This window comes from Bacillus sp. 11B20, from assembly GCF_056098985.1.
The window spans coordinates 187153-210350 of the sequence record NZ_JBLZWZ010000008.1 but is presented as its reverse complement, the minus strand read 5'-3'; the positions used below and the strand labels follow the sequence as shown (position 1 = coordinate 210350).

Annotated in this window: 28 protein-coding genes; 27 read left to right on the top strand and 1 reads right to left on the bottom strand. The window is 41.1% G+C overall.

Annotated features, from left to right (window positions below; all coding sequences use genetic code 11):
- The first annotated feature begins 32 nt into the window (after positions 1–32).
- The 8 genes from prsW (at position 33) to fni (ending at position 7288) form a co-directional block, all read left to right on the top strand.
- On the top strand, positions 33–689 hold the full coding sequence (gene prsW / locus ACN6NB_RS10290; protein ID WP_024422824.1) for a glutamic-type intramembrane protease PrsW: 657 nt from the start codon (positions 33–35) through the stop codon (positions 687–689).
- A 134-nt stretch (positions 690–823) separates the two neighbouring features.
- Positions 824–1732, top strand: a complete 909-nt coding sequence (gene sleB / locus ACN6NB_RS10285) for a spore cortex-lytic enzyme (protein WP_058837965.1) — start codon at positions 824–826, stop codon at positions 1730–1732.
- 16 nt (positions 1733–1748) lie between these two features.
- Positions 1749–3098 (top strand): germination protein YpeB, encoded by a 1350-nt coding sequence (gene ypeB, locus ACN6NB_RS10280; RefSeq protein ID WP_474253348.1) that lies wholly within the window; start codon positions 1749–1751, stop codon positions 3096–3098.
- A gap of 102 nt (positions 3099–3200) precedes the next feature.
- Positions 3201–3848: a flagellar brake protein gene (locus ACN6NB_RS10275; protein ID WP_058837963.1), complete on the top strand. Its 648-nt coding sequence runs from the start codon at positions 3201–3203 to the stop codon at positions 3846–3848.
- A gap of 63 nt (positions 3849–3911) precedes the next feature.
- The gene (locus tag ACN6NB_RS10270) at positions 3912–4094 is read left to right on the top strand and encodes a YpfB family protein (protein ID WP_099663365.1); all 183 of its coding nucleotides are present in this window, start codon (positions 3912–3914) and stop codon (positions 4092–4094) included.
- A gap of 71 nt (positions 4095–4165) precedes the next feature.
- Positions 4166–4843, top strand: coding sequence for a (d)CMP kinase (cmk, locus tag ACN6NB_RS10265; RefSeq protein ID WP_144490284.1), 678 nt, complete (start codon positions 4166–4168; stop codon positions 4841–4843).
- Positions 4844–5066: 223 nt separating this feature from the next.
- Positions 5067–6218 (top strand): 30S ribosomal protein S1, encoded by a 1152-nt coding sequence (gene rpsA / locus ACN6NB_RS10260; RefSeq protein WP_041085926.1) that lies wholly within the window; start codon positions 5067–5069, stop codon positions 6216–6218.
- Positions 6219–6232: 14 nt separating this feature from the next.
- Positions 6233–7288 carry a type 2 isopentenyl-diphosphate Delta-isomerase gene (gene fni, locus ACN6NB_RS10255; RefSeq protein ID WP_058837962.1) on the top strand — a complete coding sequence of 352 codons (1056 nt, stop codon included), beginning with the start codon at positions 6233–6235 and terminating at the stop codon, positions 7286–7288.
- Positions 7289–7304: 16 nt separating this feature from the next.
- Here fni and ACN6NB_RS10250 read toward each other — a convergent pair whose 3' ends face one another.
- On the bottom strand, positions 7305–7436 hold the full coding sequence (locus ACN6NB_RS10250) for a YpzI family protein (protein WP_064497540.1): 132 nt from the start codon (positions 7434–7436) through the stop codon (positions 7305–7307).
- Between the two features lie 119 nt (positions 7437–7555).
- Here ACN6NB_RS10250 and ACN6NB_RS10245 point away from each other — a divergent pair, with 119 nt between their 5' ends.
- From ACN6NB_RS10245 to aroH, 19 genes are all read left to right on the top strand, one after another.
- The gene (locus ACN6NB_RS10245) at positions 7556–8158 is read left to right on the top strand and encodes a YphA family membrane protein (RefSeq protein ID WP_421727355.1); all 603 of its coding nucleotides are present in this window, start codon (positions 7556–7558) and stop codon (positions 8156–8158) included.
- Positions 8155–9039, top strand: coding sequence for a YIEGIA family protein (locus ACN6NB_RS10240; RefSeq protein ID WP_039179575.1), 885 nt, complete (start codon positions 8155–8157; stop codon positions 9037–9039). The genes ACN6NB_RS10245 and ACN6NB_RS10240 overlap by 4 nt, the downstream gene beginning before the upstream one ends.
- A 6-nt stretch (positions 9040–9045) precedes the next feature.
- Positions 9046–9240, top strand: a complete 195-nt coding sequence (locus ACN6NB_RS10235; RefSeq protein WP_008344527.1) for a capping complex subunit for YIEGIA — start codon at positions 9046–9048, stop codon at positions 9238–9240.
- Positions 9241–9399: 159 nt separating this feature from the next.
- Positions 9400–10710 (top strand): ribosome biogenesis GTPase Der, encoded by a 1311-nt coding sequence (gene der, locus ACN6NB_RS10230; RefSeq protein ID WP_041085918.1) that lies wholly within the window; start codon positions 9400–9402, stop codon positions 10708–10710.
- A gap of 14 nt (positions 10711–10724) precedes the next feature.
- Positions 10725–11762 carry an NAD(P)H-dependent glycerol-3-phosphate dehydrogenase gene (locus ACN6NB_RS10225; RefSeq protein WP_474253347.1) on the top strand — a complete coding sequence of 346 codons (1038 nt, stop codon included), beginning with the start codon at positions 10725–10727 and terminating at the stop codon, positions 11760–11762.
- Between the two features lie 266 nt (positions 11763–12028).
- The gene (locus tag ACN6NB_RS10220) at positions 12029–12232 is read left to right on the top strand and encodes a DUF2768 domain-containing protein (protein WP_034280421.1); all 204 of its coding nucleotides are present in this window, start codon (positions 12029–12031) and stop codon (positions 12230–12232) included.
- Between the two features lie 17 nt (positions 12233–12249).
- Complete coding sequence (locus tag ACN6NB_RS10215) at positions 12250–12975, top strand: hypothetical protein (RefSeq protein WP_059376268.1); 726 nt, start codon at positions 12250–12252, stop codon at positions 12973–12975.
- A 204-nt stretch (positions 12976–13179) separates the two neighbouring features.
- The gene (spoIVA, locus tag ACN6NB_RS10210; RefSeq protein WP_008344534.1) at positions 13180–14658 is read left to right on the top strand and encodes a stage IV sporulation protein A; all 1479 of its coding nucleotides are present in this window, start codon (positions 13180–13182) and stop codon (positions 14656–14658) included.
- A 374-nt stretch (positions 14659–15032) separates the two neighbouring features.
- Complete coding sequence (gene hbs / locus ACN6NB_RS10205; protein ID WP_003215863.1) at positions 15033–15311, top strand: non-specific DNA-binding protein Hbs; 279 nt, start codon at positions 15033–15035, stop codon at positions 15309–15311.
- A gap of 190 nt (positions 15312–15501) precedes the next feature.
- The gene (gene folE / locus ACN6NB_RS10200) at positions 15502–16071 is read left to right on the top strand and encodes a GTP cyclohydrolase I FolE (RefSeq protein WP_003215789.1); all 570 of its coding nucleotides are present in this window, start codon (positions 15502–15504) and stop codon (positions 16069–16071) included.
- Between the two features lie 24 nt (positions 16072–16095).
- Complete coding sequence (mtrB, locus tag ACN6NB_RS10195; RefSeq protein WP_008344541.1) at positions 16096–16326, top strand: trp RNA-binding attenuation protein MtrB; 231 nt, start codon at positions 16096–16098, stop codon at positions 16324–16326.
- Between the two features lie 115 nt (positions 16327–16441).
- Positions 16442–17209 carry a heptaprenyl diphosphate synthase component 1 gene (locus ACN6NB_RS10190; protein ID WP_041085908.1) on the top strand — a complete coding sequence of 256 codons (768 nt, stop codon included), beginning with the start codon at positions 16442–16444 and terminating at the stop codon, positions 17207–17209.
- Between the two features lie 3 nt (positions 17210–17212).
- Positions 17213–17917, top strand: coding sequence for a demethylmenaquinone methyltransferase (locus ACN6NB_RS10185; RefSeq protein ID WP_024422810.1), 705 nt, complete (start codon positions 17213–17215; stop codon positions 17915–17917).
- A 24-nt stretch (positions 17918–17941) separates the two neighbouring features.
- Positions 17942–18904 carry a heptaprenyl diphosphate synthase component II gene (gene hepT, locus ACN6NB_RS10180; RefSeq protein WP_041085904.1) on the top strand — a complete coding sequence of 321 codons (963 nt, stop codon included), beginning with the start codon at positions 17942–17944 and terminating at the stop codon, positions 18902–18904.
- Between the two features lie 129 nt (positions 18905–19033).
- Positions 19034–19480, top strand: coding sequence for a nucleoside-diphosphate kinase (gene ndk, locus ACN6NB_RS10175; RefSeq protein ID WP_024422808.1), 447 nt, complete (start codon positions 19034–19036; stop codon positions 19478–19480).
- Between the two features lie 145 nt (positions 19481–19625).
- Positions 19626–20405 carry a CheR family methyltransferase gene (locus ACN6NB_RS10170; protein WP_039179563.1) on the top strand — a complete coding sequence of 260 codons (780 nt, stop codon included), beginning with the start codon at positions 19626–19628 and terminating at the stop codon, positions 20403–20405.
- Positions 20406–20479: 74 nt separating this feature from the next.
- Positions 20480–21652: a chorismate synthase gene (gene aroC / locus ACN6NB_RS10165; RefSeq protein ID WP_024422806.1), complete on the top strand. Its 1173-nt coding sequence runs from the start codon at positions 20480–20482 to the stop codon at positions 21650–21652.
- Positions 21652–22743 (top strand): 3-dehydroquinate synthase, encoded by a 1092-nt coding sequence (gene aroB, locus ACN6NB_RS10160; protein ID WP_126681640.1) that lies wholly within the window; start codon positions 21652–21654, stop codon positions 22741–22743. Before aroC ends, aroB begins: the two co-directional genes overlap by 1 nt.
- Complete coding sequence (aroH, locus tag ACN6NB_RS10155; protein ID WP_024422804.1) at positions 22740–23123, top strand: chorismate mutase; 384 nt, start codon at positions 22740–22742, stop codon at positions 23121–23123. The genes aroB and aroH overlap by 4 nt, the downstream gene beginning before the upstream one ends.
- Positions 23124–23198 lie beyond the last annotated feature (75 nt).

The window sequence follows — 23198 nt, the reverse complement described above, 5'->3', positions numbered from 1 at the left end:
ATGAAGGATAATGTAGGGAAAGAGGTCTGGTTATGATCGCAATCATCTCAGCAGGTTTAGCTCCCGGCATCGCACTTTTAAGTTATTTTTATTTGAAAGATCAGTACGACAATGAGCCGGTTCATATGGTCATCAGATCTTTTATGCTAGGTGTCATACTTGTGTTTCCAACCATGTTTATTCAATATGTCCTTCAAGAGGAAAATATCGCAACAAACCCTATCTTGATTTCATTTGTGACGTCGGGCTTTTTAGAGGAATCATTAAAATGGTTTATTTTAATGGTCAGCGTTTATGCGCATGCCCAGTTTGACGAACACTATGACGGGATTGTGTATGGAACGAGTGTCTCACTTGGTTTTGCAACTCTTGAAAATATTCTTTACTTAGTCGGTCATGGGGTCGAATATGCGTTTACCCGTGCTTTATTACCTGTATCAAGTCACGCATTATTTGGTGTTGTGATGGGTTTTTATATCGGAAAAGCCCGCTTCTCTGATAAAAAAGAGCAGCGCAAATGGCTGATCCTTTCTTTAACGCTCCCTGTGCTGTTTCACGGCCTGTATGATTTCATTCTATTAGGGATGAAAAACTGGGGATATATCATGGTGCCGTTCATGATTTTTTTATGGTGGTTTGGTTTAAGGAAAGCAAAAAAAGCCCGTGCGGTAAAAATGGTGCAAATTTAATTTTTGAAAACGTCCTATTTGTTGATAGGGCGTTTTTTTGTCTTTTCCATCCAATTCTCTCCTGTGTTGAATGTATAAAAATAGGGATCGGAAGAAACATATATTCAAACATCAAAAGTACAGGAGGATCAAATATGGATAAAGCTCGTTTCATAAAACAAATCGTTCTTATCTTCTCAATCGTTCTTCTTGCGTCTTCACTTTTGACAGAGAGTAAAAGTGAAGCCTTCACCAGCCAAGTCATCCAGCGCGGCGCAACGGGAGAAGATGTAGTCGAACTGCAAGCGCGGCTCCAATACAATGGTTTTTACAATGGCAAAATTGATGGTGTCTATGGCTGGGGGACGTACTGGGCCGTTCGCAACTTTCAAAGCCAATTTGGTATCAAGAAGGTCGATGGACTTGTAGGCGAGAAAACAAAAAGCTTATTAGTTCAAAAGACGAAATACTACAAAGAATTTGTTCAAAAGCAGCTGCAGCAAGGAAACCAGTTTACCCATTATGGCGGGAAGCCTCTTGATCAGCAAACAAAGGCTCCGAAAAGAAGCTCGCAAAAGAAGACAGCCCAAGGTACAAAAGAAAATCAAAAAAGTCAAAGTGGATCATCTGGGAAGTCTGGCAATCAGTCAGGCAGCCAGCAGGGGAATCAAACACCGAAACAAACAGCAGCCAACATGCCTGGTGGATTTTCTAGTAATGACATTCAGCTCTTGTCACAAGCTGTTTACAGTGAAGCAAGAGGTGAGCCGTATGAAGGACAGGTGGCCATCGCGGCCGTCATCTTAAACCGTTTGAACAATCCGACCTTTCCAAATACGATCGCAGGGGTCATTTTTGAACCGCTAGCGTTTACCGCTGTTGCAGATGGGCAATTTTATATGACGCCAGATGAAACGGCAAAAAAGGCTGTGTTTGATGCAATCAATGGCTGGGACCCATCTGAGAGCGCCATCTATTACTTTAATCCTGATACAGCAACAAGTCCATGGATTTGGGGAAGACCACAAATTAAACGAATCGGGAAACATATATTCTGCGAATAAAAAGAGGTGTAAATAAATGATCAGAGGAATATTGATTGCTATTTTAGGAATTGCTGTCATCTCAACAGGTTACTGGGGCTATAAAGAACATCAAGAAAAAGACGCCGTGCTGCTTCATGCTGAGAACAACTACCAAAGAGCCTTCCACGATTTAACGTATCAGGTGGATCAGCTGCATGACAAACTGGGCGCAACACTTGCGATGAACAGCCAAACATCCATCTCACCAGCACTTGCAGATGTATGGAGAATGTCATCAGAAGCGCATAACAATGTCAGCCAGCTCCCGCTCACATTGATGCCTTTTAATAAAACGGAAGAATTCCTGGCGAATGTCGGAGACTTTAGCTACAAATCATCAGTCAAAACTTTATCAGACGAACCATTAAATAAAGATACACACAAAACCATTACAGCCCTTTATAATCAAGCATCAGATATCCAAAACGAACTTAGACAAGTGCAGCACCTCGTCCTTAATAAAAACTTAAAATGGATGGATGTTGAAATGGCGCTGGCTGACGGCGATCGAAAGAACGACAACACCATCATTGACGGGCTGAAAACAGTTGAGAGAAATGCAGATGCGTTTGCAGATGTCGATCTTGGGCCTACAAATGTGTCGACAGAAAAAGAAACACAAGGCTACGATCATTTAAAAGGCGATAAGATTTCAAAAAAAGAAGCGATCCGCATTGCACAGCAATTCACACCCGACCATAATCAACATTTTAAAGTGAGAAAAAGCGGCAGCAAAACCAATCGTGACGTGTATAGCTTATCGATGTCTGATCCAGACAGCCATGCTAACTTTTACTTAGACTTAACTGAAAAAGGAGGGCACCCAGTCTACCTTCTTCAGAATCGTGACGTGAAAAAACAAAAAATCAGTTTGAATGATGCATCAGAAAAAGCACTCAGCTTTTTAAAGAAGCACGGATTTGACACAGAATCGTTCCATTTAGATGAAAGTGCACAATTTGATAATATCGGTGTATTTACCTATGTGCCTCTTCAAAAAAATGTATTGCTTTATCCTGATAGTATACGCATGAAAGTCGCATTGGATGATGGCGAGGTTGTTGGGTTTTCAGCGAAGGACTACTTAACGAATCATAAAACTCGAGACATCAAAGCACCGAAAATCTCTCAAAAAGAAGCGCAGAAAACATTGAATCAGCATGTAAAGATCGAAGATACTCATTTGGCGATTGTGCAAAATGATATGTCAGAGGAAGTTCTGTGCTATGAGTTCCTCGGAACGATAAAAAACGATACGTACCGCATGTTCATTAATGCAGATACTGGAAAAGAAGAACGGGTAGATAAACTGAAAAACGCAGAACCTATATATAAAGACCTATAGAAAAGGAAGCGAGGAAAAGGCTAATAAGTCTTTTCCTTTTGTTTTAGACATGGTTTAATATAGGAGAGGATACGATTTCACAGATGAAAAGAGTGATGAGGAATGTTACAAATAGGGGATGCAATCACAATTGAATATGTCAATGAGAACAAAGAAGTGAAAACAGCAAAATCGAAGGTTTTGGAAAATAATAACGATGATATTTGCATTAATTATCCAGCAGATAAAGAAACGGGCCGCACCATCTACTTAAATCAGCAAACAGAAATCACCGTCTTCTTTTTTGACGAAAATCAAATTCCATACAAATGTACAAGCGAAGTCATTGGAAAAAGAAAAGAAGATATTCCGATGATTGTTATTTCCATTCCGCCAAAAGAAAAAATGATCCGGCTTCAGCGAAGAGAATATTTGAGAGTGGATACGATGATCAAAGCCACCATCATGCAAACGGACGAAGAGCCCTTTGACACGTTTATTGTGAATATAAGTGCTGGCGGCGTGGCGATTGCTGTTCCTGAGGGCGTGTCATTGAAAGATTATGGAGAAGTGGCCACAGAGTTTGAACTTCCCTTAAAAGAGCCCGTGAAAATTAAAGCGGTTGCAGAGATGAATCGAGTATATCAAGATGAACAGTCTGGCAAAACAAGAGCGATCATGGAGTTTTCAGAGATCACAAATGACCACCAACAGCACATTATGAAATACTGCTTCCAGCAGCAGCTTTTAACACGTGTGAAAAAAGCATAAGAATAAAGGGTGTAAAAAGCTTCCATACTAGAGAGGAAAGAATCTAGCGTGGAGGCTTTTTGTATGAAGACAATGGAAAGATGGTTATTGAAAGTGGTGTTCATTCAGCTTATTTTATTGCTAACTGTTCAGATCACACTTCATTTGACGAAAGGAGAACTTTTTTTGTCAAAAGTCGTGCAGTATGAGGGTGTGAATAACATGAGTATTGAAGAATGGATTGAGACGTTTAAGCAGAAGGATTGATAGAAAATTCCCCCGTTTGAGCGGTGATCGTGTTACAATTCATAAGGGAGATTCAATCAAGGAGAGGTATTATGAAAAAGAAATTATCTATTGCAATTGATGGTCCTGCAGCAGCAGGCAAAAGCACTGTGGCAAAAATAGTCGCAGCCAAAAAATCATATATTTATATTGATACAGGTGCCATGTACCGCGCGATTACACTTGCGGCACTTAATCAAGGTGTAGACCTTGAAGACGAACAGGCACTTGATTCATTACTGAAAAAAACAGTCATTGAACTAGTAACAACAGGCGAGGGTCAAAAAGTCCATCTAAACAATAAGGATGTCACAGAGGATATTCGCACAGACCGCGTAAGCAACCAAGTATCGGTTGTTGCAAAGCACAGAGCTGTTCGGGAAGAAATGGTCCGCAGGCAGCAAGAGCTTGGCAAACGAGGCGGTGTCGTTATGGATGGAAGAGACATAGGCACTCACGTACTTCCGGATGCCGAAGTGAAAATTTTCTTGCTTGCATCAGTAGAAGAAAGAGCAAAACGCCGCTTTGAAGAGAATCAGAAAAAAGGCTACGATGTCAATTACGATCAGCTGATTGAAGAGATTACAAGACGTGACAAGCTTGATTCTGAGCGCGAAGTTTCACCTTTAAAGAAAGCGGACGACGCCATTGAAATTGACACAACCTCCCTTTCTATACAAGAGGTGGCAGGGAAAATTTTAGATGCAGCAGACCGCGTAGAGAAACAGTAAGAAATTTTAGAAAACTTTAATAAGTTAGAGGTTTATCTCTTGACAAACAAGGTCTTTTATTAGAAGTTTATACTAATACTATTTTTATTGATCATTCAAGCAATTATATTGATTTGAATGTTTCTATAATACATATTCGGCTGGCATTCATCATGCTTAAGACACATATTCGCCCAGTCGTTTTAACTAAGCTGTGTAGGTTTGGACCAAGGAGGTTATCGAAATGACAGAGGAAATGAATCAAATCGATGTTCAGGTACCAGAGGTTGGAGATGTAGTGAAAGGGATTGTTTCTAAAGTTGAGGACAAGCATGTCAATGTAGATATCGTCAATGTGAAACAACCTGGTATCATCCCAATCAGTGAATTATCAAGTCTTCACGTTGAAAAAGCATCAGATGTCGTGAAAGATGGCGACGAGTTAGAGCTTAAAGTAACAAAGGTCGAAGACGATGCTTTGATTTTATCTAAACGTGCTGTTGATGCAGACCGCGCTTGGGAAGACCTAGAGAAAAAGTTTGAAACAAAAGAAGTATTTGAAGCTGAAGTAAAAGACGTTGTAAAAGGTGGTCTTGTCGTTGACATTGGTGTGCGTGGATTTATTCCTGCATCTCTAGTAGAAGCACACTATGTAGAAGACTTCACAGATTACAAAGGGAAAACACTCTCACTTGTCGTGGTAGAACTTGACCGCGAAAAAAATCGCGTGATTCTTTCGCACCGTGCAGTCGTTGAGCAAGAGCAGTTAGACAAAAAGCAAGACTTCCTGCAAAAGCTTGAAGTAGGCAGTGTGATTGATGGTAAAGTGCAGAGGCTTACTGATTTTGGTGCATTTGTTGACATTGGCGGCATTGATGGATTAGTTCACATTTCTCAACTATCCCATGCGCATGTTGAAAAGCCATCTGACGTAGTAGAAGAAGGACAGGAAGTCCAGGTCAAAGTACTTGCTGTTGATCGTGATAACGAACGTATCTCACTATCTATTAAAGAAACATTACCAGGACCTTGGAGCCAAATTGGTGAAAAGGTAAAACAAGGTGATGTGCTTGAAGGAACTGTTCAACGTCTTGTGAGCTTTGGTGCATTTGTTGAAATTCTGCCAGGTGTAGAAGGGCTTGTGCATATTTCCCAAATCTCTCATAAACATATCGGCACGCCACAAGAAGTCCTTGAAGAAGGGCAGACTGTCAAAGTGAAAGTGCTTGATGTGAATGAAGACGAAGAGCGCATCTCACTAAGCATTCGTGATTTAGAAGAAAATCCTGAAAAACAAATCGAAGAGGATTATCGTCAATATCAGGCGAAAGAAGAAAACACAAGCGGATTCCAGCTTGGTGACCTGATCGGCGATAAACTCAATAAACTAAAATAATTTGGTGATCAAAATTGACGCGAGCAGAAAGAAAGAAACAGCATATTGAGCATGCGTTGTCCACTGGCCAGCATGCAGCAACAGGTTTAGAAGATGTTTCCTTCGTTCACGCCAGTTTACCAGATCTTGCAACATCACAAATTGATACACATACGACAATTGGCGGACTGACTTTCGGTTCGCCAATTTTTATCAATGCAATGACTGGCGGGGGCGGAGAATCTACCTATGAGATCAACCGCTCTTTATCGATCGCAGCGAAGGAGACCAATATCCCAGTAGCAGTTGGATCACAAATGGCTGCACTGAAAGATAAAGAAGAAAGACGAACATATGAAATCGTTCGTAAAGTCAATCCGGATGGAATTGTATTTGCGAATTTAGGCAGTGAAGCGACGATTAAGCAAGCTCAAGAAGCAGTCAGCATGCTCGAGGCAAATATGCTCCAGATTCACCTGAATGTCATCCAAGAGATTGTCATGCCTGAAGGGGATCGCGATTTCAGGGGGGCGCTTGAGCGGATTGCAGCTATCGCTCAATCTGTTGGTGTGCCTGTTGTCGTGAAGGAAGTCGGATTTGGCATGAGCAAGGAGACGGCAAGAAAGTTATTCCATGCTGGGGTTGCAGCCATTGATGTAGGCGGATTTGGTGGGACGAACTTTTCTAAGATTGAAAATCTCCGCCGCCAAAAAGCCCTTCGTTATTTTGATCAATGGGGGATTCCAACTGCAGCGAGTCTTGCTGAAGTACATACAGCCTTTCAGAATCAAACGATTTTAGCCTCCGGAGGTATCAAAGATGCTCTTGATGTAACCAAATCATTAGCTCTTGGCGCATCTGCTGCTGGTCTTGCTGGATTTTTCTTAAAATCATTGACCAGTGGAGGAGAAAGCGGCCTCATCGCAGATATCATGGATCTTCAAGAAGATATCAAGATGATGATGACAGTGCTTGGTGTGAAGACGATTGAAGAACTGAGACAAGCTCCAGTTGTGATCTCAGGGGAAACAAGTCATTGGCTCAAAGAAAGAGGCGTTGACACAACGTACTATAGTAAGAGGGGCATGTGATATCACATGCCTTTTTTTATTGATTTCTTTTTCGAGCGCTTTCTGGACCTTCTAATGCTGTTGCACCTTTATGATGAATGGATTGATCACGATCAGATTCCACTCTTTTTGACGCCTTTAAACGCTTTTCCTGTCTATCTTTTCCCATCACTCATCCCTCCTCAATCATTAGGGTGTCACCTCTTGTTTATTTCATACAGAGCCGGTAACGATCCGCATGTTTAAAAATTGGAGATTTTCCCATAATGTAATTGAGGTGATGAGGCGTTGGAGGCTTTGTACTATTATTGGTCTATATGGTTCGTTTGGATTATGGTGACATTTATCATGGAAAAAAGTTTGTGGCGCAGCGTGCTAGGTATCTGTGTACTTGTCCATATTATATCCAGTCATTTCATGATATCCGTTTTAGATATGAGCATGAATGCGGGATTCTTGATGACTCTTTTATATGCATGTGCCGCTTTCGTCATATTCAGGCCTGGTTATCGATTCATGAGGATCATGCAATTGGGCTCAATGGTGAGCGCGTATGCCTTTTTTATGATGTTTGCATTATATGACCCTGTTTGGTTCACGATAATAAAGGTGGATTGGGTCGTATTTGCCTTGCTGATCTTAATGTGTATGACATATGGACAGCCGTTAACGGAAAGAATCACCCTATGGATGATGTCAGTATGTCTCGGCGAAGCCCTTTATGCGCTGACGATTCACCGCCTCACATCATCAATTGTCATAGGGGATCTCTCTTTTCTTTCCTTCGTTGTGCAAGGAGCGGTCTTCCTATTAGGTGTCGATCAGCTTGAAAAGCTCTTCAACGCCCGTTCATCAAGAAAATCAGTAAAAGGGGCTGCAAAATCAACATGACAGACTATACGTTTCCTGTGATTATTGGTGTCATCTTTGGGATGGCGGCCAGACTTTACATGTTAAGAACCGATTACCGGCAATACCCTACGTATATTCATGGACAAGTGATTCACATTGCGCTTGGTTTTATTGCGTCAGGATTAGGTGCGATCATTATGCCTGCACTGATTCAGGAGGAATTTACGGCGATTACCTTTCTCACTTTGGCAGCCACGCAATTTCGAGATGTCAGAAATATGGAAAGAAATACGTTAACCCAAATGGATTCGTACGAGCTTGTCTCACGAGGCAGTACATATATAGAAGGCATTGCCATTGCCTTTGAAAGTCGAAATTATATTGCGATTCTCACTGCACTTATTACAACGACAGCCTGTATTTTCTTCTCGCTTGTTGTTGGAACAGTGGTCGGTATTCTTTGTTTTTTCATGGCAAAGCTATTAATGTCAGGCAGTCAATTAAAGGATATCGTCAATATTCAAAAAGGGGAACTTCGCTTTGATGGGGCAGGGCTTTATGTGAATGATATATACATTATGAATATCGGGCTGCCTGAAAAGCAAAAGCTCATTTTAGAGCATGGGATGGGCTTTATTTTGACGCCGAAAAATTTCAACTCTGCTACAACGATTGCCAACCTTGGACAGCGGCAAGCCATTTTATTTGATTTATCGAACGTGCTTGGCGTGTATCGCGATTCTGGGGAACCATCGCTCTGTCCGCTCGCAAAACGTGATCTGAATAACGGCACACTTGGCGTGTTCATTTTACCGCAATGGTATCGTGAAGATTTGGCTGTCCGTGTATTAGAAGAGGTGCCTATTTTAGAAAATGCCATTCGAATGCCGACAGATTTCATTAAAAAGAAAGTGAGGTAATAGGGCATGGCGAACACCATTGAACAATTTATATTGGCTGTGGCGACAACAAATAAAGAGCGGGTCATTGGCGGAACAGCCGTTTTTTTCTGTGAAAATAAAGAAGAACTCGACATGTATGCCATGAATTTAGAGGCCATTTTAGATGGAATTGCACACGGCATTGGAGAAGATCTTTACTTGATTGTCAAACATTTTTAAGTTATTCATTGTGGTCTGATTAAAAATTGATATAATATATAAGTTGAACCCTTCATGTTTGAAGGGTTTATTTCATAAAACTGAATGAAAATTATAAATCCCGGTTGAAACATGATGATGAACATATTGAATCGCGGCTGGATTGAAAGGAAGGGTACTATGGGTAAACCTGTCGTAGCCATTGTTGGAAGGCCCAACGTTGGAAAATCTACAATTTTTAATCGAATCGCAGGCGAAAGAATATCGATTGTAGAAGACACACCTGGTGTAACAAGAGATCGAATCTATAGCTCTGCTGAATGGTTAAATTATGACTTTAATTTAATAGATACTGGTGGAATTGATATTGGAGATGAGCCATTCTTGGCGCAAATTCGCCATCAGGCAGAAATCGCAATGGACGAAGCGGATGTCATTATCTTTATGGTGAATGGCCGAGATGGCGTGACATCTGCGGATGAAGAAGTTGCAAAAATTTTATATCGCACGAAAAAGCCAGTCGTACTTGCTGTCAATAAACTGGACAACCCTGAAATGAGAAGCGACGTGTATGACTTTTATGCGCTCGGATTTGGCGAGCCGTTTCCGATTTCTGGAACACATGGGTTAGGTCTTGGTGATCTGCTTGATGCAGTTGCAGAACATTTTAAGAATTTACCGGATACGCAATATGATGAAGAAGTTGTTCAGTTCTGCTTAATTGGCCGCCCGAATGTAGGGAAATCTTCTTTAGTGAATGCCATGCTGGGAGAAGACCGCGTCATTGTCAGCAACATCGCTGGTACAACAAGAGATGCTGTCGATACGATGTTTACGTACAATCAGCGTGACTTTGTCATTGTTGATACAGCAGGTATGAGGAAAAAAGGGAAAGTATATGAAACAACAGAGAAATACAGTGTGCTTCGTGCATTAAAAGCCATTGATCGCTCTGATGTTGTCGCTGTTGTACTTGACGGCGAGGAAGGCATTATTGAGCAGGATAAACGAATTGCGGGCTATGCGCACGAAGCTGGTAAAGCGGTTGTCATCATTGTGAACAAATGGGATGCTGTTGAAAAAGATGAGCGTACGATGAAGGAATTTGAGCAAAACATCCGTGAGCATTTTCAATTCCTTGATTATGCACCTGTCTTGTTTATGTCTGCTCTTACGAAAAAGAGAATTCATACATTAATGCCGTCGATTATCACAGCGAGCGAAAACCATGCAATGCGCGTTCAAACCAATATTTTAAATGATATCATCATGGATGCGGTGGCGATGAATCCAACGCCGACCCATAACGGACAGCGCCTCAAAATTTACTATGCAACACAGGTGGCCATTAAGCCTCCGTCCTTCGTTGTGTTTGTAAACGATCCAGAGCTTATGCACTTTTCTTATGAGCGTTTCCTAGAAAACCGCATTCGAGATGCATTTGGTTTTGAAGGAACACCAATTAAAATATTTGCGAGAGCGAGAAAATAAAAAGGGTGAGCAGGATGAAGAAAATTTCCGTACTTGGAGCAGGCAGCTGGGGAACAGCTCTTGCGCTTGTATTAGCTGATAATCATCATGATGTACACATGTGGGGACATAGACAAGAGCTTATTAATCAAATCAATGAGAAACATGAAAATCATGATTACTTGCCAAATGTCGAACTGCCAGCATCTATTCAGGCGACAACCGATATGAAGCAGGCTTTAGAGGGGACAGAGGCGATTATTGTCGCTGTGCCAACAAAGGCCATTCGTGAGGTATTGAAGCAGGCAAATGAGCAGATTTCATCGAAGGTGCCGTTTGTTCATGTCAGTAAGGGAATCGAACCAGATACACTTCTTAGAATTTCTCAAATGATTGAACAAGAAGTCCCATCTGAGAAAAGAGAAGCTGTTGTTGTCCTATCAGGGCCAAGTCATGCAGAAGAAGTAGGTCTGCGTCATCCGACAACTGTTACTGTCTCATCAGAAAATGTTGAAGCAGCTCAATTTGTTCAAGATTTGTTCATGAACAATCATTTTAGAGTGTACACCAACCCTGATGTGATTGGGGTAGAGATTGGCGGCGCATTGAAAAATATCATTGCTCTTGCGGCTGGTATCACAGACGGACTTGGATATGGTGACAATGCAAAAGCGGCGCTTATCACTAGAGGACTTGCTGAAATCGCACGTCTTGGCACAAAAATGGGAGGGAATCCCCTTACATTTGCCGGATTAACAGGTGTTGGCGATTTGATTGTGACATGTACAAGTGTTCATTCACGTAACTGGCGCTGCGGGAATTTACTCGGTAAAGGATATAAGCTCGAAGAAGTGCTTGAAAAAATGGGGATGGTTGTCGAAGGCGTCCGCACAACAAAAGGCGCTTATCAGCTTTCTAAAGAATACAAGGTCAGCATGCCGATTACAGAGGCTCTTTACGGCGTCCTGTTTGAAGGGAAAAAGGTTGACGATGCTGTAGAATCTTTAATGGCACGTGTGAAAACACATGAGATGGAAGACCTTGTGAACATGTTTGAAAACCAAACAAAATAAATGGAAAGACTGAACTTAGGCATGTAGAGGATGCAAGAAGGGGAAGACTTGCATAACATAGCAATGAAGTTTGAATAGAGCTTTGCCTCTACAGAATGAGGAAAATAGTCGATCCAATGACTGAAGCAGAGTCCCCCTCTTTGCTTCAGTTTTTTTATGCGCTTTTTTCTGAATGATTGGAAAAATGATTGGTATTTACCTTATTTTTGGTTTAAAATGAAATATAAACGCTTACAATTCGTTCGTTTTAAAGGGGGACAGGCACGATGAGTTTTGCTTTAATCAAGATGTGGTTTGCGCTTGGTTCAATGGGGCTCATGTTTTTAGCCGTAGTAACCATTTATTTCAGCAGGTTTAAGCTGAAAAGCAAATTTCTTAAAATAACAGCCTCAACCGTCGCATACAGCTTGATGCTGATATCAGGTATCATTGTGTTTTTAGTTGTCTTTAGCGGGCCGGTCAATGAATAAAGAAAAGGAAGAATGTGATGATCAAAGCAAAAGTCAGTGTCACGCTGTTAGCACTTATGTTATTAACAGGATGTCTGTATCCAGAAAATCGCAAAGCTGAGAACCGGGTGCCATACGAAGAGCAGCTGCAAAGTGTCCAGACAGCCATTGAGGAATTTCAAAAAGCAACAAATGGTCTTCTGCCTATAGAAACGAAAGAAGCAGACACGCCGGTTTATCAGAAATATGTCATCGACTTTAAGCGCTTGTCACCAAGATATTTACACGACGTACCGTCTACATCTTATGAAGGCGGGGGCGAATATATTTATGTCCTCACAGACGTCGAAAAGAAACCAACTGTGAAACTGCTTGATGTCAAAATGACGCAGACCATAAATGAATTACGTCTTAGGATCAAGATGTATCAAGATGAACATACATATCCGCCATACGGCAAAGTCGTATCAGACAATTTATATACGTTAAATGAAAAAAAATTAGGATTAAAATCGCCGCCTGCGGTCATGAGTCCTGTGACAGGGAATTCCCTCCCATTACTGATTTCATCAAACGGTGACATCTATGTGGACTATCGCAGTGATTTTGCTCATATTTTGAAGAATACGAAGCAAAAGCTGAAACCAGGTGAAAACATTCAAGATGTATATTGGCAGGAAACTCCATTTGTACCCGCGTTTTCTGTCCCATATACCATCAACAAAAAAGGTGAGCCTGCCTTTTTAGAAAAAAAGACGTCATAAACAAGAATGAACCTTTTTCCTCTGCATATAAATGAGGAGAAAGGTTTTTTTATGGCTAAACATACTCTCAAAACAAAAAGGTGTCATATTCAAATAGGACAACGTCATACACATATATTGTCCAGACACCTTTCAAGCACAGTTTGATTGAAGAATAGAGTATTTAATTTGAAAACGAGGATAGCAAGTCCGGGAGGGGATCACTTGGAAAAAGTCGATATTTTCAAGGATATCGCTGAACGAACAGGAGGCGATATATATTTAGGAGTCGTTGGCGCTGTTCGTACAGGGAAATCTACGTTTATTAAAAAGTTTATGGAGCTCGTGGTGCTCCCGAATATCAATAATGAGGCAGATCGTGCAAGAGCACAGGATGAATTGCCGCAAAGCGCAGCAGGAAAAACCATTATGACCACAGAGCCAAAATTTGTACCGAATCAAGCAGCATCTATTCACGTGAGTGACGGTCTTGATGTCAACATCAGGCTTGTCGATTGTGTGGGATACACTGTCCCTGGTGCGCGCGGGTATGAAGATGAAAATGGCCCAAGAATGATCAATACGCCGTGGTATGAAGAGCCAATCCCGTTTCATGAAGCAGCGGAAATTGGTACACGCAAGGTCATTCAAGAGCATTCAACAATAGGTGTAGTGATTACAACAGATGGTTCCATTGGAGAAATCCCAAGACATGATTATATTGAATCTGAAGAACGTGTGATTGATGAACTCAAAGAGGTTGGAAAGCCATTTATTATGGTCATCAACTCAGTGAGGCCATATCATCCTGAAACAGAAGCGCTCCGGCAGGAACTTAGCCAAAAGTATGATATTCCAGTACTCGCCATGAGCGTAGAAAGTATGAGAGAGCAAGACGTACTCAGTGTACTTCGTGAAGCATTATATGAATTCCCAGTTCTAGAGGTGAATGTGAACCTGCCAAGCTGGGTGATGGTGCTGAAAGAAGATCACTGGCTGAGAGAGAGTTATCAGGATTCAGTGAAGGAAACCGTAAAGGATATTAAAAGATTAAGAGATGTCGACCGTGTCGTTGGTCAATTCAGTGAATTTGATTTTATTGAAAGAGCGGGTTTAGCAGGAATTGAAATGGGTCAAGGGATTGCTGAGATTGACCTGTATGCGCCAGATGATCTATATGATCATATTTTAAAAGAAGTCGTTGGTGTAGAAATTAGAGGGAAAGACCATCTACTTGAGCTCATGCAAGATTTTGCTCATGCTAAGACAGAATATGATCAAGTATCAGACGCATTAAAAATGGTGAAGCAGACTGGTTATGGGATTGCAGCGCCAGCGTTGTCAGATATGAGTTTAGATGAGCCAGAAATCATTAGGCAGGGATCAAGATTCGGCGTAAGGTTAAAAGCGGTAGCGCCATCTATTCACATGATTAAAGTAGATGTAGAGAGCGAATTTGCACCGATTATCGGAACAGAAAAACAAAGTGAAGAGCTAGTCCGCTACTTAATGCAAGACTTTGAAGATGATCCGCTTTCGATCTGGAATTCAGATATATTTGGCCGCTCCCTCAGCTCCCTTGTCAGAGAAGGCATTCAAGCAAAGCTGTCTCTCATGCCGGAAAACGCAAGATATAAGCTGAAGGAAACACTTGAAAGAATCATCAACGAAGGATCAGGCGGTTTGATTGCGATTATTTTATAGCAAGTGAGACCTCTCATTGATAGGGGTCTTTTTTTGCGTATTGAATGAGTCATAAAAAGACAATTGTATAAAGATTAGTCAGATTCAGGTTGAAATTAGGAATATTCGTTCGCAAAAGTGCCCTTAATCCTTGACGAATAAGGATTCTACCCTTTAAAATGCTTGATATGGTATTTCATATGTGTTAATCTACTTACAGAAAATCTTCACTTTGTTGGACAAACATTCCTTCAAAGAGATGTTTTCTAATGAAAAGCCATGTATAACGCTTTCTAGACGCTCTTTTTTTCTGAAAAAGGGTATAGAAAGAAGATGAATTGTGAAGAAATGATAACAATCTATTGAATGCATATTTTTGGGAGGAGGTGAAAGGCATGAACAAGACAGAACTTATTAACGCGGTTGCTGAAGCAAGCGAACTATCTAAAAAAGACGCGACAAAAGCAGTTGATTCTGTTTTTGATACAATTTTAGATGCACTTAAAAATGGTGACAAAATCCAACTTATTGGTTTTGGTAACTTTGAAGTACGTGAGCGTTCAGCTCGTAAAGGACGTAACCCACAAACTGGTGCAGAGATCGAAATCCCTGCAAGCAAAGTACCTGCTTTCAAACCAGGTAAAGCACTTAAAGACGCGGTGGCAGGTAAATAATCGTTATGTGTAATGATCCTGTTGAAGGAGTTATACATATACAGTTTCACACTGGTCTAGAAAAGCCCCTTTCATAAGGGGCTTTTCCTTTTGAATCAAAAGGTTCGTTTAGAACGCTCTCCTTTGCTTTTAGGATCTGAAGTGTGCTAGAATCTGAATGAAATGTAATCGCCTTTGGAGGATATAATACATGAGTGAAATAAATAAAGAATTAATTGAACACGCAGTACGCGATATATTAAAAGCAATCGGAGAAGATCCAGATCGTGAAGGACTTCTCGATACCCCAAAACGAGTCGCAAAAATGTATGAAGAAGTGTTTTCAGGATTAAATGAAGATCCAAAAGAACATTTTAAAACCATTTTTGGCGAAGACCACGAAGAACTCGTCCTTGTAAAAGATATTGCTTTCCATTCAATGTGTGAACACCACCTCGTGCCTTTCTACGGGAAAGCCCACGTTGCTTATATTCCGCGCGGCGGAAAAGTAACGGGACTTAGCAAGCTGGCAAGAGCAGTCGAAGCCGTGGCAAAACGCCCGCAGCTTCAGGAACGCATTACATCAACTATTGCAGATAGTATGGTGGAAACACTTAATCCGCATGGCGTGATGATTGTCGTTGAAGCAGAGCATATGTGTATGACGATGCGCGGAGTGAAAAAGCCAGGCGCTAAAACAGTGACCTCAGCAGTACGCGGCACATTTGCAAATGATGCAGCCGCAAGAGCAGAAGTGCTTTCCTTTATTAAAAACGACTAATTCAATAGATGGACGGTGAACAAAATGAGTGAAAATAAAGCATCTGATTTTGTGGTGATTAAAGCCATTGATAATGGTGTAAACGTCATCGGCCTAACAAGAGGCTCTGATACAAGATTTCACCATTCCGAGAAGCTTGATAAAGGTGAAGTGATCATTGCACAATTTACTGAGCATACGTCAGCGATCAAAGTAAGAGGCGATGCTGTCATTCAAACAAGCTTCGGTGAAATTCAAAGCGAAGCAAAGAAATAAAGAACTTGTATGCACTTGATAGCATAAAAGTGAGAGCTGATATGGTATAATAAATCTCTATACAATGTGCAGGTCTACATATGAAACTGTAATTTTTGGGACAAGGGTGATATCTTTGCAAGACATCTACGGAATTTTATCTAATCTAAATATAAAATTAAATAAAAAGCTTTCTCATCCTTATTTGGCGAAGCATTTACGCGCACCACTCATCGATGAAGATAAGCTCCTTCTTTTTCATGCAATGTTTGATGAAGCTCAAATTGATGCAGAGAAAAAAGAAAATTATATTTTAACGGCGATGCTTGTGCAAATTGCCCTTGATACCCATGACGAAGTCACAACTGCTGCAGCCATCAAGCAAGACGAATTCAAAAATCGTCAGCTGACCATCCTGGCAGGAGACTATTTCAGCGGTCTCTATTATTCTCTTCTCTCTGACATGAAAGACATTTATATGATCCGCACGCTCGCTACGGCGATCAAAGAGATCAATGAACATAAAATTAGACTGTATGACCGGTCCATTCAAGATGCAGCGCACTTTTACAAAAGTGTAGCTACAGTTGAATCTGCGCTTTTCCAAAGGATTTCTGAGCATTTTCAATTAACGCATTGGAATGAGATTGCAAGTCGTTTTCTTGTTTATAAACGTTTCATGAAACAAGCAGAAAATGACAAACATTTAAAACTTTTTTTGAACGATAGTTATACGGACGCCTATTCATGTTTTGACAACTTTGAGAATGAAGGCTATGAAAAGGCCAAACGGCCGATCAAGGAGCATCTTGTTTCATCTCCGGTCGTTCAAAAAGAGCTATTAAATCGCTTGGATCATATGAAAAATGAGCCTGCGTACCATCAGAAAGTGGAAGAAGGGTAAGTCATGCAGCAATCAAAAGAACAGCGAGTACACGGTGTATTTGAAAAAATTTATAAAAACTATGATCAAATGAACTCTGTCATCAGCTTTAAACAGCATAAAAAATGGCGTGATAAAACAATGAAGCTCATGAATGTGCAAAAAGGCTCTAAAGCATTAGATGTATGCTGCGGGACAGCCGATTGGACAATTGCGCTTGCAGATGCTGTTGGAGAAAAAGGCGAGGTCAAAGGCCTTGATTTCAGTAAAAACATGCTGAGTGTTGGAGAAACGAAGGTGAAGACTGGGGGCTACAAACAGATTGAATTGCTTCACGGCAATGCGATGGAGCTTCCTTTTGAGGACAACTCATTTGATTATGTCACCATCGGTTTTGGACTTCGAAACGTCCCTGATTATTTAACGGTGCTAAAGGAAATGACACGAGTAGTGAAGCCCGGCGGAATGGTTGTTTGTCTTGAGACATCACAGCCTGAGATGATCGGCTTTAAGCAGGGCTACTACATCTATTTCAAATACATTATGCCGCTCTTTGGTAAACTGTTTGCCAAAAGTTACCAGGAGTATTCGTGGCTTCAAGAATCAGCCAAAACATTCCCTGGCATGAAAGAGCTGGCGGCTCTGTTTGAAGAGGCCGGGTTGTCTGATGTCTCGTATCATCCATTTACAGGCGGTGTAGCAGCAACACATATCGGAAAGAAGCTTTGAATAAACGATATTTGGGTGAAGATAATGAAACTAAAAGCAATGATCTCTTTTTTAAATCATGATATCGATATAATTGAAAAAGAGCTTGAACAAACAGTTCGCTCTGATTATGCATTATTAAGTGAAGCAGGTCTTCATTTGCTGCAAGCGGGCGGAAAACGAATCCGCCCCGTTTTTGTTCTCCTTTCAGGCATGTTTGGTGACTATGACATTAATAAAATTAAATATGTTGCCGTTGCTCTCGAGCTGATTCATATGGCATCACTCGTTCACGATGATGTGATTGATGATGCAGAGCTGAGAAGAGGTAAACCAACGATAAAGGCAAAATGGGATAACAGAATTGCCATGTACACAGGGGATTATATGTTTGCGAGATCACTTGAATACATGACAAAAATCAATCACCCAATGGCACATGAAATTTTGTCAAAAATGGTCGTTGAGCTCTGTCTTGGTGAAATAGAGCAAGTGAAAGATAAATATAATATGGAACAGAACCTGCGTACATATTTAAGAAGAATCAAACGAAAAACAGCCTTGCTTATTGCGGGCAGCTGTCAATTAGGCGCCATTGCAGCAGGTACAGATGAAAAAACACATAAAGCCCTCTATTGGTTTGGATACTATGTCGGCATGTCTTATCAGATCATTGATGATGTCCTTGATTTCACATCAACAGAAGAAGAGCTGGGCAAGCCTGTTGGAGGAGACCTTTTACAAGGGAATGTCACACTCCCAGTTTTATATGCACTGAAAAATCCGACACTAGAAGGTCAATTGAAGCTGATCAATAGTGAAACGACGGAGAAGCAGCTGAAGCCTGTCATTGAAAGCCTCAAACAAACAGATGCGATCGACCGCTCGATTCGAGTGAGTGAAATGTATTTGAAAAAAGCTTTTGAACAGCTCGACAAACTTCCTCGAGGACGAGCGAGAACGTCACTCGCCTCTATTGCAAAATATATTGGGAAACGAAAATTCTAATCAACGTTATGTTGATTGGTTTTTTTGTGAAATTTTTTGTCAAAAATTGATTATTATAAAAAAAAATGATACGATCACTTTGTAACAATGTAAGCCTATACATACATAACGACGGGGTGGAAAACGTATATGGACAAAACATTTCTTATGGTCAAACCTGATGGTGTAGAAAGACAATTAATCGGTGACATTGTGTCAAGATTCGAAAAAAAGGGGCTTCAGCTTGTTGGTGCAAAACTAATGAGTATACCAAAGGAAGTAGCAGAAACACATTACGGAGAGCATAAAGAAAAACCATTTTTCGGGGAATTGGTTGACTTTATTACATCAGGACCTGTATTTGCCATGGTATGGCAAGGTGAACAGGTAGTAGACGTAACAAGACAAATTATCGGCAAAACAAATCCAAAGGAAGCGCTTCCAGGAACAATAAGAGGAGACTATGGATTGACTGTTGGGAAAAACATTATTCATGGGTCAGACTCACCAGAAAGTGCTGAAAGAGAAATTAACTTATTCTTCAAACAAGAAGAACTCACAAGCTGGGATCAAACCATCTCAAGCTGGATTTATTAAGGTTCAAGCCAAGGTGTTCATTCAATGAGCACTTTGGCTTTTTTTATATTGACCTTTCTACACGAAATTTCGTATGAGAAGATACAAATTTTCGATAAAAACAGCTATACTAGGACAAAGATAGATGAGACAGGAGAGGACATTGATGGATCCATATCAAGTATTTGTTGGAAAATGGAAAAAACTAACCGGGGTTGATCTGAATTTATATAAAGAAGCACAAATGAAACGAAGATTAACATCACTTTATGATAAAAAAGGATTTAAAGATTTCGAAGCATTCGCGGCCGCGCTTGAAAAGGACAGAGCACTATTAGATGAGACGATGGACCGCATGACGATTAATGTGTCAGAATTTTACCGAAACTATCAGCGCTGGGAAGTACTTGATCAAAAAATCCTGCCGCTGCTTTCGAAAAATGGCGGCACCTTAAAGATTTGGAGCGCAGCATGTTCGACAGGAGAAGAGCCATATACACTCTCTATGCTGCTGTCAAGCCATCCTCTTGTGAAAGATTTTCAAATTATTGCAACTGACATTGATGATAAAGTTCTGCAGTCAGCTCAAAAAGGCAGATATCATGAACGCTCTCTGCAAGAGGTACCAGATCATATCAAGCAAAAGTATTTCACAAAAGAAGATTCCTCATTTTACACTGTGAAAAATGAGGTTCGAAAGCATATTCAATTTAAGAAGCACAACCTTTTAGCTGATCCATATGAAAAACAGCTTGACCTTATCGTTTGCCGAAATGTACTGATTTATTTTACTGAAGAGGCGAAAGAAGAAATTTACTTGAAAATGAGCAGTAGTTTAAAACAAAATGGCGTATTATTTGTTGGTTCTACAGAGCAAATTTTTCATCCTGAAAAGTTTGGACTGACATCTGCTGATACTTTCTTTTATCAAAAGAAGGGTATGTAGCTGACTTTTTAGTAGTAAGTGTGTTATTATATTTTTACTTAAAAGCGTTAATGCGATGAAGGGAGATTAAGTCAATGAGGTACTTAACAGCAGGTGAATCACATGGTCCACAATTGACCACAATTATTGAAGGAGTTCCAGCAGGACTTTACATAGAGCAGGATGACATCAATTATGAATTGGCTAGAAGACAAAAAGGTCATGGCCGAGGAAGAAGAATGCAGATCGAAAAAGACCAGGCAAAAGTGTTAAGTGGCGTTCGCCACGGGAGAACATTAGGTTCGCCAATCGCTCTTGTTGTTGAAAATAACGACTGGAAGCACTGGACAAAGGTGATGGGGGCAGAGCCGATCACAGAAGAAGAAGAAAGTGAAATGAAGCGTCAAATCTCTCGTCCAAGACCAGGACATGCGGATTTAAATGGTGCGATTAAATACGGACACCGTGATATGAGAAACGTATTAGAGCGCTCGTCAGCCCGCGAGACAACTGTTCGCGTAGCAGCAGGCGCAGTTGCCAAACAAATCTTGGCGCATCTAGGGATTAAAGTAGCTGGCCACGTTCTTGAAATTGGCGGAGTGAAAGCAGCTCATACAGCATATGAGTCTATTGAAGATTTGCAAAAGGTAACAGAAGAATCACCTGTTCGCTGCTATGACAGTGAAGCAGGTCAGAAAATGATGGATGCAATTGATGAAGCGAAGAAAAATGGCGATTCAATTGGCGGAATTGTTGAAGTCATCGTTGAAGGAATGCCGGTTGGGGTTGGCAGCTATGTTCATTACGACCGTAAATTGGACAGCAAGCTTGCAGGCGCTGTACTTAGTATCAACGCTTTTAAAGGGGTTGAATTCGGTATTGGCTTCGAGGCAGCCTCTAAAAATGGCAGTGAGGTCCATGATGAAATCATCTGGGATGAAGAAAAGGGCTATACGAGAAAAACAAACCGCCTAGGTGGTCTTGAAGGCGGAATGTCAACTGGAATGCCAATTGTCGTAAGAGGGGTTATGAAACCAATCCCAACGCTTTATAAGCCGCTTCAAAGCGTTGATATTGAAACAAAAGAACCTTTCTCAGCAAGTATTGAACGTTCTGACAGCTGCGCTGTTCCTGCCGCAAGTGTTGTTGCAGAAGCAGTTGTGGCATGGGAAATTGCCAATGCAGTTGTGGAGCAGTTTGGCCTTGACCAAATCGACCGCATTAAAGAAAATGTTGAAAAAATGCGCCAGCTTCAGAGGGAATTTTAATGAAAACACTGGAAGTTAAGACGTCTTCAGCCACTTATCCTGTATTTATCGGTGATGGGATTAAACGCAATATCGTCGACTTGATAACTTCCACTGGGCATTCCTATACGAAGCTCTTAATCGTCACAGATACAGCTGTTGATGCCATTTATGGTGATGAGATGGTTCGCTTACTTCAAGAGAAGTGGCCTGTGAACAAAGTGGTTGTGCCAAGCGGAGAGCAGTCAAAATCCTTTGCCGAATTTGAGCATATTCATACGAAAGCCATTCAATTTCAGCTTGATCGTTCCTCCTGCATTATTGCGCTGGGAGGCGGTGTGATTGGAGATTTGGCTGGCTTTGCTGCTGCCACTTATATGAGGGGCATTGACTTTATCCAAGTTCCGACGACGCTGCTGGCACATGACAGTGCAGTTGGCGGGAAAACAGGGATCAACCATCCGCTCGGTAAAAATTTAATCGGTGCGTTTCATCAGCCGAAAGCTGTGATCTATGATACTAGTATGCTTGAGACTCTATCTCAAATTGAACGAAGATCAGGCTTTGCAGAAGTCATCAAACATGCATTGATTTCTAGTGAAGACTTTTTAGCAGAACTAATGTCCATTCGTTCTTTGTCGGATTTATCAAAGAGTGAGCTGGCACATATGCTGTATCAAGGCATTCAAGTCAAAGCGTCAATTGTTCAAGAAGATGAAAAAGAACAAGGTGTGCGTGCATTTTTGAATTTAGGCCATACACTGGGGCATGCCATTGAAGCAGAATACGGATACGGCGTCATCACGCATGGAGATGCCATTGCAATCGGCATGCAGTTTGCGCTGTATGTGAGCGAAAAGCAGCTGGGGCTCAGCCTTAATCGTTTGGAACTAAAAGAGTGGATGCAAGAGCTTGGATTCCCTGTACAAGTCACACCAGATATTTCAACGAAAACATTTGTTGACCGGATGATTGGTGATAAAAAAGCAAGAGGCGGCAGTGTTCAATTTGTTTTATTAAAACAGATTGGAGACGTCACTTTACAGTCTTTCACAAAAGATGAGCTGCACTACTGGCTCGAAGAATGGAAACGGGAGGAGGGATGTCTATGATGTTTCGCGGGATACGTGGGGCTACAACTGTGATAGAAGATACAGAAACTGAAGTGTTAAACAAAACGAAACAGCTGTTAGAAGCGATTATTTCAAGAAACCAAGTAGATCCAGAACGTGTCGTGCAGATCTTGATTTCAGCTACACAAGATATTCACTCCGTTTTTCCGGCAAAAGCACTTCGTCAGTTTGAAGGATGGACATATGTACCGGTTACTTGCATGCAGGAACTAGACATTGATGGCGGTTTAAAGCAATGTATTCGTGTCTTAATGACTGTCCAGACAGATACAAAGCAGGAAGACATACAGCATGTGTACTTGGAAGAAGCTGTGACGCTTCGCCCTGATTTACAGTTGACAAAAAACAAGGAATTATAATACGATATGAACAGCCGAAGTTTACACACAGGTGTAAACGGCATTGCAAGCTTAGAGAAGATGAGAATGAGACTA

Excerpts from the sequence above, each read along its gene's own strand:
- prsW (WP_024422824.1), top strand. The coding sequence starts at position 33 with ATGATCGCAATCATCTCAGCAGGTTTAGCTCCCGGCATCGCACTTTTA.
- sleB (WP_058837965.1), top strand. The coding sequence starts at position 824 with ATGGATAAAGCTCGTTTCATAAAACAAATCGTTCTTATCTTCTCAATC.
- ypeB (WP_474253348.1), top strand. The coding sequence starts at position 1,749 with ATGATCAGAGGAATATTGATTGCTATTTTAGGAATTGCTGTCATCTCA.
- ACN6NB_RS10275 (WP_058837963.1), top strand. The coding sequence starts at position 3,201 with ATGTTACAAATAGGGGATGCAATCACAATTGAATATGTCAATGAGAAC.
- ACN6NB_RS10270 (WP_099663365.1), top strand. The coding sequence starts at position 3,912 with ATGAAGACAATGGAAAGATGGTTATTGAAAGTGGTGTTCATTCAGCTT.
- cmk (WP_144490284.1), top strand. The coding sequence starts at position 4,166 with ATGAAAAAGAAATTATCTATTGCAATTGATGGTCCTGCAGCAGCAGGC.
- rpsA (WP_041085926.1), top strand. The coding sequence starts at position 5,067 with ATGACAGAGGAAATGAATCAAATCGATGTTCAGGTACCAGAGGTTGGA.
- ACN6NB_RS10250 (WP_064497540.1), bottom strand. The coding sequence starts at position 7,436 with ATGGGAAAAGATAGACAGGAAAAGCGTTTAAAGGCGTCAAAAAGAGTG.
- ACN6NB_RS10240 (WP_039179575.1), top strand. The coding sequence starts at position 8,155 with ATGACAGACTATACGTTTCCTGTGATTATTGGTGTCATCTTTGGGATG.
- ACN6NB_RS10235 (WP_008344527.1), top strand. The coding sequence starts at position 9,046 with ATGGCGAACACCATTGAACAATTTATATTGGCTGTGGCGACAACAAAT.
- der (WP_041085918.1), top strand. The coding sequence starts at position 9,400 with ATGGGTAAACCTGTCGTAGCCATTGTTGGAAGGCCCAACGTTGGAAAA.
- ACN6NB_RS10225 (WP_474253347.1), top strand. The coding sequence starts at position 10,725 with ATGAAGAAAATTTCCGTACTTGGAGCAGGCAGCTGGGGAACAGCTCTT.
- ACN6NB_RS10220 (WP_034280421.1), top strand. The coding sequence starts at position 12,029 with ATGAGTTTTGCTTTAATCAAGATGTGGTTTGCGCTTGGTTCAATGGGG.
- ACN6NB_RS10215 (WP_059376268.1), top strand. The coding sequence starts at position 12,250 with ATGATCAAAGCAAAAGTCAGTGTCACGCTGTTAGCACTTATGTTATTA.
- hbs (WP_003215863.1), top strand. The coding sequence starts at position 15,033 with ATGAACAAGACAGAACTTATTAACGCGGTTGCTGAAGCAAGCGAACTA.
- folE (WP_003215789.1), top strand. The coding sequence starts at position 15,502 with ATGAGTGAAATAAATAAAGAATTAATTGAACACGCAGTACGCGATATA.
- mtrB (WP_008344541.1), top strand. The coding sequence starts at position 16,096 with ATGAGTGAAAATAAAGCATCTGATTTTGTGGTGATTAAAGCCATTGAT.
- ACN6NB_RS10185 (WP_024422810.1), top strand. The coding sequence starts at position 17,213 with ATGCAGCAATCAAAAGAACAGCGAGTACACGGTGTATTTGAAAAAATT.
- hepT (WP_041085904.1), top strand. The coding sequence starts at position 17,942 with ATGAAACTAAAAGCAATGATCTCTTTTTTAAATCATGATATCGATATA.
- ndk (WP_024422808.1), top strand. The coding sequence starts at position 19,034 with ATGGACAAAACATTTCTTATGGTCAAACCTGATGGTGTAGAAAGACAA.
- ACN6NB_RS10170 (WP_039179563.1), top strand. The coding sequence starts at position 19,626 with ATGGATCCATATCAAGTATTTGTTGGAAAATGGAAAAAACTAACCGGG.
- aroC (WP_024422806.1), top strand. The coding sequence starts at position 20,480 with ATGAGGTACTTAACAGCAGGTGAATCACATGGTCCACAATTGACCACA.
- aroB (WP_126681640.1), top strand. The coding sequence starts at position 21,652 with ATGAAAACACTGGAAGTTAAGACGTCTTCAGCCACTTATCCTGTATTT.
- aroH (WP_024422804.1), top strand. The coding sequence starts at position 22,740 with ATGATGTTTCGCGGGATACGTGGGGCTACAACTGTGATAGAAGATACA.